Origin of the sequence: Streptomyces sp. NPDC096193 (assembly GCF_040302905.1) — a bacterium.
Taxonomy (GTDB): domain Bacteria; phylum Actinomycetota; class Actinomycetes; order Streptomycetales; family Streptomycetaceae; genus Streptomyces.
In genome coordinates this window covers 55,688-64,429 of the sequence record NZ_JBEOSJ010000033.1, presented here as the reverse complement: position 1 = coordinate 64,429, position 8,742 = coordinate 55,688, and the positions used below count along the sequence as shown (strand labels likewise).

7 protein-coding genes are annotated in these 8,742 nt (G+C 71.6%); 2 read left to right on the top strand and 5 right to left on the bottom strand.

Annotated features, from left to right (window positions below; translation table 11 throughout):
• Positions 1-257 precede the first annotated feature (257 nt).
• Positions 258-1,823: an alpha/beta hydrolase gene (locus ABTX78_RS32445; RefSeq protein WP_352210361.1), complete on the top strand. Its 1,566-nt coding sequence runs from the start codon at positions 258-260 to the stop codon at positions 1,821-1,823.
• 67 nt (positions 1,824-1,890) lie between these two features.
• Positions 1,891-2,331: a VOC family protein gene (locus ABTX78_RS32440; RefSeq protein WP_352210363.1), complete on the top strand. Its 441-nt coding sequence runs from the start codon at positions 1,891-1,893 to the stop codon at positions 2,329-2,331.
• A 78-nt stretch (positions 2,332-2,409) separates the two neighbouring features.
• Here the strand turns inward: ABTX78_RS32440 and moeZ are convergent, their stop codons facing one another.
• From moeZ to ABTX78_RS32415, 5 genes are all read right to left on the bottom strand, one after another.
• Positions 2,410-3,588 carry an adenylyltransferase/sulfurtransferase MoeZ gene (moeZ, locus tag ABTX78_RS32435; RefSeq protein ID WP_352210360.1) on the bottom strand — a complete coding sequence of 393 codons (1,179 nt, stop codon included), beginning with the start codon at positions 3,586-3,588 and terminating at the stop codon, positions 2,410-2,412.
• A gap of 64 nt (positions 3,589-3,652) precedes the next feature.
• Positions 3,653-4,441, bottom strand: a complete 789-nt coding sequence (locus ABTX78_RS32430; protein WP_352210359.1) for a spherulation-specific family 4 protein — start codon at positions 4,439-4,441, stop codon at positions 3,653-3,655.
• Positions 4,429-5,385 carry an NAD-dependent epimerase/dehydratase family protein gene (locus tag ABTX78_RS32425; protein ID WP_352210358.1) on the bottom strand — a complete coding sequence of 319 codons (957 nt, stop codon included), beginning with the start codon at positions 5,383-5,385 and terminating at the stop codon, positions 4,429-4,431. Before ABTX78_RS32425 ends, ABTX78_RS32430 begins: the two co-directional genes overlap by 13 nt.
• Positions 5,386-5,520: 135 nt before the next feature.
• Positions 5,521-6,762 carry a hypothetical protein gene (locus ABTX78_RS32420; RefSeq protein ID WP_352210357.1) on the bottom strand — a complete coding sequence of 414 codons (1,242 nt, stop codon included), beginning with the start codon at positions 6,760-6,762 and terminating at the stop codon, positions 5,521-5,523.
• A complete protein-coding gene (locus ABTX78_RS32415) occupies positions 6,759-8,576 on the bottom strand; it encodes a DUF3492 domain-containing protein (protein WP_352210356.1) in 1,818 nt (605 codons plus the stop codon). Before ABTX78_RS32415 ends, ABTX78_RS32420 begins: the two co-directional genes overlap by 4 nt.
• Positions 8,577-8,742 lie beyond the last annotated feature (166 nt).

Sequence of the window (8,742 nt, the reverse complement as noted above, 5' to 3'; positions counted from 1 at the left end):
CGGGGGCCGTCCCCGCCCCGCGACCGTGTCCGCAAACGCCGGACGGGCTGGGATTGGCCCCCTTCGCCTACCGCGGCCCCGGCGGGCGAAGGTTCCGGAGCACCGCACGAGCTGGGATTGGCGTCGTTCGCGGGCGCGTCAGGCGGCGCACCCGACGAGAAATGACCCCCGTTCGACGCCGTCACGTCCCTCCCGGAAAACCACCCGCTTGGCCCTGCGCACGGGCGGCGTGGCGGGTTGCGGAGCACCATGGCCGCATGCCGACCTCTTCTTCCGGCCTGCGCGCCGCCGCCCTCGCCGCGTCCCTCGCCGTGCTGTTCGTCGCCGGCTGTTCCGACAGCGGTGACAAGGAGAAGGACACCGGCTCCTCCGGGGCGGACCTTGCCTCGCAGACGCTGGACTGGCAGAAGTGTCCGGCGCCCTCGGAGGCCGAGGGGGGTGGGCCCGCGCCCTCCCCGCTGCCTGGGGGCACGAACTGGGAGTGCTCCTTCATGGACGCGCCCCTCGACTACGCCGAGCCGGACGGCGAGACCATCGAGATCGCCCTGATCCGCGCCACCGCGCTCGACCAGAACAACCGCATCGGCTCCCTGATCTTCAACTTCGGTGGACCCGGCGGTTCCGGTGTCGCCACCCTGCCGCCCGCCTCCGCGGACTACGCCAGTCTGCGCACCCGCTACGACCTGGTGAGTTTCGACCCGCGGGGGGTCGGCCGCAGCGTGCCCGTGGAGTGCCAGGACGACAAGCAGCTCGACGCCTACTTCGCCGCGGACTCGACGCCCGACGACCCGGCCGAGGTGACGACCTTCACGGACAACCTGAAGTCCTTCGCGGGCGCCTGCGAGAAGAACTCCGGCGACGCGCTGCCCCACGTCGGCACCGTCAACGCCGCCCGCGACATGGACCTGATGCGCCAGGTGCTCGGCGACGCGAAGCTGCACTACTTCGGGATCTCGTACGGCACCGAACTCGGCGGTGTGTACGCGCATCTGTTCCCCAAGAACGTCGGGCGGGCCGTCTTCGACGCCGTGGTCGACCCGACCAAGAACTCGCAGCAGAGCTCGCTCGGCCAGGCGAAGGGCTTCCAGCTGGCACTCGACAATTTCGCCAAGAACTGCGTGGACCGCGGCGACGAGTGCCTGCTGCCCGGCGCGACGGTGAAGGAGGTCGAGGACGGGATCATCCAGTTGCAACAGCGGCTCGACAAGAAGCCGATTCCCGGCAGCGGGGACCGGATGCTGACGCAGTCGCAGGCCACGAACGGCATCGCGCAGGCGCTGTACTCCAAGGAGTACTGGGAGCTGCTGGAACAAGGCCTCGACGAGGCCGACGGCGGTGACGGCGCACTGCTGCTCGCGCTGTCGGACGCGATGAACGGCCGCAGCGAGGACGGCAACTACAGCAATCTCCAGGCGGCCAACGCGGCCATCAACTGTGTGGACTCCAAGGAGCGTTACTCACTGGACCGAACGAGAGCCGAACTGCCGGAGTTCCGCAAGGCGTCCGCCGTGTTCGGCGACTACCTGGGCTGGGGACTGATGGGCTGCACCGAGTGGCCGGTGCCCGGCCAGTGGACCCACCCGGACGTCTCCGCCCCCGGTTCCGCGCCCATCGTCGTCATCGGCAACACCGGTGACCCGGCCACCCCGTACGAGGGTGCGCGGGCGATGGTGAACGCCCTGGGCAAGGGCGTGGGCATCGAGCTGACGTACCGGGGCGAGGGGCACGGCGCGTACAACAGCAACAGCGCGTGCGTGAAGAAGGCCGTGGACGCCTATCTCCTCGAAGGGAAGGCTCCGGCCTCAGGGACGGTGTGCAGCTGAGGGCGCTGCGCGGAGAATGAGCGCAACTCGGTGGCTTTCGGCGTGGAGACCAGGAATGCTCGCGCGCATGGTTTCGGTATTGCAGAACGTGGCGATCGACTGTGCGGATGCCTACGAGCTGGCTCGGTTCTGGAGCAGTGTGACCGGCCGTCCGGTGCATCCAGAGGACGGCCCGGGTGACCCGGAGACGCAGGTGCTCCTGGCGGAGGGCCCGGTGCTGCACTTCAACCAGGTGCCCGAGGCCAAGACGATCAAGAACCGGATCCATCTGTGTCTGCGCCCCGAGACCTCGCGCGATCAGGAGGTGGAACGGCTGATCGACCTCGGTGCCACATGGGTCGCCGATCACCGGAATCCCGACGGTTCAGGGTGGGCAATCCTTGCTGATCCCGAAGGCAACGAATTCTGCGTTCTGCGCAGTGAGTCCGACCGGGTGTGCGTGACGGACACCACCAAGGCCGATCCGCTGGAGGGCGGGGTTCCGGCGAACGGCACGACCTGCTCCTGAGCCCCCGGCCCCGGCCCGCTCTCCGCGGGACACGGCAAAGCCCCGGACCGATGTGGTCCGGGGCCCTGCGAACCACTCTCAGTAGACGGGCTTGTCCGGCTCGATCTGGTTGACCCAGCCGATCACGCCACCGCCCACGTGCACGGCGTCCGCGAAACCGGCGGACTTGAGGACGGCGAGGACTTCCGCACTGCGGACACCCGTCTTGCAATGCAGGACGATCTTCTTGTCCTGCGGCAGGCTCTCCAGCGCGGTACCCATCAGGAACTCGTTCTTCGGGATCAGCTTCGCGCCCGGGATCGAGACGATCTCGTACTCGTTGACCTCACGGACGTCAATGATCTCGATGCTCTCGCCGTCGTCGATCCACTCCTTGAGCTGCTTGGGAGTGATCGTCGAGCCGGCAGCCGCCTCCTGCGCCTCCTCGGACACGACACCGCAGAAGGCCTCGTAGTCGATGAGCTCGGTGACGGTGGGGTTCTCACCGCAGACCGCGCACTCCGGGTCCTTACGGACCTTGACCTGGCGGTACTGCATCTCCAGGGCGTCGTAGATCATCAGCCGGCCGACGAGCGGCTCACCGATGCCGGCGAGGAGCTTGATGGCCTCGTTGACCTGGATGGACCCGATGGACGCGCACAGCACACCCAGCACGCCGCCCTCGGCGCAGCTCGGGACCATGCCCGGCGGCGGGGGCTCGGGGTAGAGGCAGCGGTAGCAGGGGCCGTGCTCGGACCAGAAGACGGAGGCCTGGCCGTCGAAGCGGTAGATGGAGCCCCAGACGTACGGCTTGTTCAGCAGGACGCACGCGTCGTTGACCAGGTAGCGGGTCGCGAAGTTGTCGGTGCCGTCGACGATCAGGTCGTACTGGCTGAAGATGTCCATCACGTTCTCGGCCTCGAGCCGCTCTTCGTGGAGGATCACGTTCACGTACGGGTTGATGCCGAGGACACTGTCCTTCGCGGACACGGCCTTGGAGCGGCCGATGTCCGCCTGGCTGTGGATGATCTGACGCTGCAGGTTCGACTCGTCGACCTCGTCGAACTCCACGATGCCGAGCGTGCCGACACCGGCCGCGGCCAGGTACATCAAGGCCGGCGAGCCCAGGCCGCCGGCGCCGACACACAGCACCTTGGCGTTCTTCAGCCGCTTCTGCCCGTCCATCCCGACATCCGGGATGATCAGGTGGCGGGAGTACCTGCGAACCTCGTCGACGGTGAGCTCAGCAGCTGGCTCGACCAGGGGTGGCAGCGACACGGGGACTCCGTTGCGTCGTTGAGTCAGTACGGTTGTTCTCCCCGTAACACTGCCACGCGCCTTCTCATTCCGAGACACCACGTCCGATCTGCGAGACGATTTCGTCCCAGTAACCGGGCAGTGTCTCGAATGGACCGATCTGCCCCTTGCGGTCGCCGCGGCGAGGACCGCCGGACGGACCGACGCGATCCGACCGGTCGGTGAAGAAGATCGTCCCCGCGCCCTGCCAGCGGGCAATGCGGGTGGCCTCCTCCAGATGAGTGCGCGGCACACCGTGGACGAAGTGGACGAAGCGCTCAGGCGGGTGGTCCGCCGTCCACTCGGCCACCTGTGACCAGCGGTAGTCCGTCCACGGCCCGCTGAAAGTGACCAGCTGGTCGGCCGCCTCCGTGTACCCCGGGTGCGGGTGGGCGCCGTGCCCGAGGACCAGGTGTCCCCCGTCGAGCACGGCCTCCAGCGTCGCGGTCGTCCGCCTGACCTGGAGCAGGTCGGCGCGGTCCGTCGGGCAGCGGTCCAGGATGAAGCCGCCGACGCGGTACCACTCGAGGTAGTGGTGCGCGTCCGCGACGAGGTCACCGAAGTCGCGCGAACCGTGCGCCATGTCGAGATGGCCGAGGACGCGCACGCCTGCGTTGTTCAGCCGGCCCGCGGCCGCGAGACAGTGCGGGTCGGGCCGGGTGCCCGGCCCGTTGGCGACATTGAGCACGACCCAGTGCAAGGGGGTGCCGGGCCGGGTCAGTTCGGCCCACTCGGCGGGAGCGAGCAAGGGGTGGGCGTAGCCGGGGACACCGACGCCGAGTCTCTCCGCACCGGTGGCGGAGAGCTGGGAGCCGGTGGTCGTCAGATGCGACACGCCGCCTCCATCCAGATGTCGGCGAGCGATTCCTCGAGGTTGATGCGGGGGCGCCAGCCGAGCCGGTCGCGGGCCGTGCGGACATCCGCCTGCTGCCAGCTGCCGCAGCCGTCCGGGTAGGGCACGGGGGCGGAGAGATGGTCCATCATCGCCTCGGAACGCGGCGCTCCGATGCCCGGCCGGCCGGTGGGGCCGTCGAGCTCGTGCAGCGCCCCGCTGTAGCCCGCGACCCTGGCCAGCACGGCGGCCGCGTCGCGCAGCCGCACGGAGCGCCCCGTGCCGATGTTGACGATGCCCTGCGCGGCCGACAGGGAGGCCGCGTGCACGGCCCGCGCCACGTCCCGTACGTCGACGAAGTCGCGCTGCACCCCGAGGCCGCTGAGCTTGAGCTCCCCGTCGCCGGACTGCATGGCGCGGCGCATCGCCTCGGCGAGGCGGCCGAGCGGGGAGCCCGCCGGGGTGCCGGGCCCGACGGGTGAGAAGACACGCAGCACGACGGCGTCCAAGCCGGCGCCCAGGACCAGTTCGGTGGCGGCGAGCTTGCTCACGCCGTAGGGGCCGCCGGGCCGCGGGATCGCGTCCTCGGCGGTCGAGGACCCCTGCTGGGAGGGCCCGTACTCGGAGGCGCAGCCGAGCTGGACGAGCCGGGCCCCGCAGCCGCTGCGGCGCAGGGCCTCGCAGACGGTGGCCACGGCGACGGTGTTGTGCCGGGTCAGATCGCGGGCACCGCCGCGGGTGGCACCGGCGCAGTTGATGACGACGCCGGGGTGGACCGCGCCCAGGAAGCGGGTCAGGGCACCCGGGCTGCCTCCGGCGAGGTCGAAGCGCACATCGGCGTCGTCGCCGCGGCCGAGCGCGGTGAGGTGGACGGCGGGGTCGGCGAGCAGCCGGTCGGCGACGAAGCGGCCGAGGAATCCGTTGGCTCCGAGCAGCAGCACCCTCATCGCGCGGCCTTTCTGTGCCGACGGGCCGGGACTGGGGGTTGGGGGGTCATGTCGCGTTCTCCTTCGAGGTGTTGCTGTCGCTGGGGGTGCTGGGTACGCCCGCGGTGTCGGCCCCGCGGGAGGTCGGGAGGTCTGTCATTGGGTGTGGGCCGATGCCCGGGACAGGGCGGCGGTGGCGTGGGCCAGCAGTCCGGCCGCGGCCGCCGCGCAGGCGGCGGCGGGTACGGCGGAGGCACCCCAGGCGGTCACCGCCGCCTCGACCGGGGCCGCCAGGAAGCCGCAGCCGGGCAGCCGCCCGGCGAGCAGGAGCAGGATCGCGGTGGCCTCGACGGCACAGGCCGCCGCGAGTCCGGTGGCCGCCGCGGCGGGGAAGTGGTGAACGACGAGCAGCCGGGCCAGGAACAGCAGGACGCCGAGCGCGACCACGGGAGCGAGATCGTCGTACGGGAGGACGAGGCGGGTCACGGCGAGCAGCGCGACAAGGGCGCCGACGTACAGCGCGACGACGCCGAGCAGCAGGGGCCTTGCCCCGGAAGCGAACTCCTCCAGGCCCCGGCTGCCGTCGAGCCGGCGCCGGGCCTGGATGGAGAAGAGGTGGGCGCACCAGGCCGCGGGTGCGACGGCGAGGGCGAGGCCGACGAGGGGGCCCGCGTTCAGGGCCGGTGCCGCCTCGCCACCGCCGACCATGATCCGCGTCGGGAGGTCCGTGCCGTACGCCGCGTAGGCCAGCAGCCAGAGGGTCCACAGGCGCAGGGCCGGAACCGTGCGCCGCTGCGCGCGCAGCGGGCCGCGCCGCAGACAGAGGGAGAGAGCGACGGTGACGGCGACCGCGCCGGTGACGGTGGCCGCGGTCCGCGGAATGCCTTCGAGGGGTCGCAGACCGGCGACGGCCAGCGCGCACAGGGCGCCCGGCAGCAGGGTCAGGAGGACAAGGGCGAAGTCCGCGGCAGCCGGGCGGGGCAGGCCGCGTCCGGGACGGGCCGGTGTGGGCGCCTCGCCCCTGGGGACCCGCGCGTACAGCTCCTCGGCGAGCGAGAAGACGTCACGGTGCCGGAAACGGGCCGCGGTGCGGTCGGTGACGCCGTGCGCCTCGAGACCGGCGGCGATCTCCAGCGGGTCGACGGCCCGCTCGCAGAGCTCACGGTGCCGGTGCATCAGTGCCTTCACCGGATCCGCGGGTCCACGGCGCGGGGTGGCCGGAGTGCGCGAGGCCGTCGTCGCCGGCTCGTCCTCCCAGACCGCGGGCCGGGCGAGCAGGGCGTCGGACGTGGTGTCCCAGCTGTCGGCGTCGGCAGGGGTGCGGGGGTGGAAGGCGAGTCCGTCCAGTCCGGAGGGGTCTTCGGCGTGCGCGCTGTCGGTGACGCGGGGGGTGGTCATGCGCGTGCCTCCTTCGCGGGGGTGGGGATGTCGGCCGTCGCGGGGGCGACATGTCCGGTCCTCGGGCCGCCGGCCCACCGGGGCGCCTTGTGGTGCACGGCGCCGGGGGTGGTGCGGCCGTCCGGTGCGGGGCCGGTCGAGGCACCGGACTCCGGGCCGGATCCGTGGCCGGACTCCGGGCGGGACGAGACGCCGGACACCGTGCCGGATGCGGGGCCCGCCGTCCGGTCCGTCCATCGGCCCGGCATGTGCGCCTCGGCGGGGTGGCCGAAGGGGACGGGTGCGCCGTCCTCGTCCACGGCCTCGCGCCGGACCGGTGAGTGGGAGATCAGTTCCAGGTAAATGCCGCGAAATGCCGCGAGGTTCTGGTCGATGGTGAAGAGCTCCAGCGCCCGGGCGCGCGCCGCGGCGCCCAGCCGCGCCCTGCGCTCCGGGTCGCGCAGCAGCGCGAGGCAGGCGTCCGCGAGCGCCCTCGGGTTGCGCGGCGGCACCACCAGGCCGGTGCCGCCGATGACCTCGACGACCGCTCCCACATCGGTGGAGACGGTGGCGCGTCCGCAGAACATCGCCTCGACCAGGCTGATCGGAAAGCCCTCGATGACGCTGGAGAGCACGACCACGCCGCCCGTCGCATAGGCGTCGGCGAGTTCCGGTGCCTCGGGTCCGCCGATCTCCTCGAAGGAGACGGGGTTGTCGCCGACGGCGTGCGCGTCGGCCGCCTCGTCGGGGAACAGCTGGGCGGCCAGGGCCTTGCAGTGGGTGAGATAGGTGGCGGCCTCGGCTCCGTGCACCGGAGCCCCGAACAGCCGCAGCCTCGCAAGCGGTTCTTCCTTGCGCACCTCGGCGAAGGCGTGCAGCAGCGCGATGAGGTCCTTGGCGGGCTCGATGCGGCCGATCCACACGAGGGTGTGCGGATCGCCGCTGTCGGCCCCCTCCCCCACCGCGGCGAACCGGTCGGAATCCATACCGGGGTGGACGGTGCGCAGCCTGGCCCGGTCCGCGCCGCACTTCTCCTGCCAGCGCCGGGCGTGGGCGTTGCCGGGGGTGATGACGGAGGCCTGGGCGTAGACCTCGGCGGCGAGCCGTCGCTGGAACGCGGCGAGCAGGGCGCGTACGGGGGCGCTCAGTTCGGCGCCGCCGGCGGACAGATAGTGCGCGCGCAGGTGGACGCCGTACTCGGTGACCAGCAGCGGAGCCCCGAAGAAGCGTTTGGCCAACAGGCCGGGCAGGGCCGCGGTTCCACCGGACGCGGCATGGCAGAGGTCGACGGCACCGAGGCCGTCGTCGCCGTACCAGTCGAGGGAGAGCGGGCGCAGGGAGCGCTCCAGCTCGTCGGCGAACAGGAGGTAGTCGGGCACGGTGGCGGCGTGCACGGTGCGGCGTGCGCCGGGCGCGCGGCAGGCGGACTCCAGGACGCGGACGGCGAATTCGGAGCGGAGGGCCGCGTAGAGCCCGCCGCGCTCGCGGCCGAGGTCGGCCAGTCCGTACAGCCCCTCGGCGAAGGCCTCGCGGTGGTCGTCGCCGTCCGCGCAGACGGCGGCCGCGAGTTCCTTGAAGTGGCCGAGGAAACGCCGCCGGTCACGGCGCCCGTAGGTGTGCCCGTCGTCCTCGGGGGCCCACAGCGGGGCGGTACGGACCCGCTGCACCTGGGGCGGGAGCTGAATCCAGCCCTGTTCCACCTGCTGGGCGCTGCGGCTGAGGGCGTAGACGTCGAAGTCGTGCTGTGCGAGCCCGCGCACGAGCCGGTCGCACCACAGCCTGGACTCACCCGTCGCATACGGATAACCACCGTCCGTAAGCAGTCCGATCCGCACGAACGCACCCCCGATCTCCCTTGTGGGCGGCCGCCGTTGGTACGGCGACTCACAGCGGGACGACGGTAAGCCGGCGTACTGAGCGGGAATCCACGACGTGCTGTGAGCGACGATGCCGTGCCGATCCCTGTACACCCGGCTACGGCGGACAACGTTCGAACCTGGC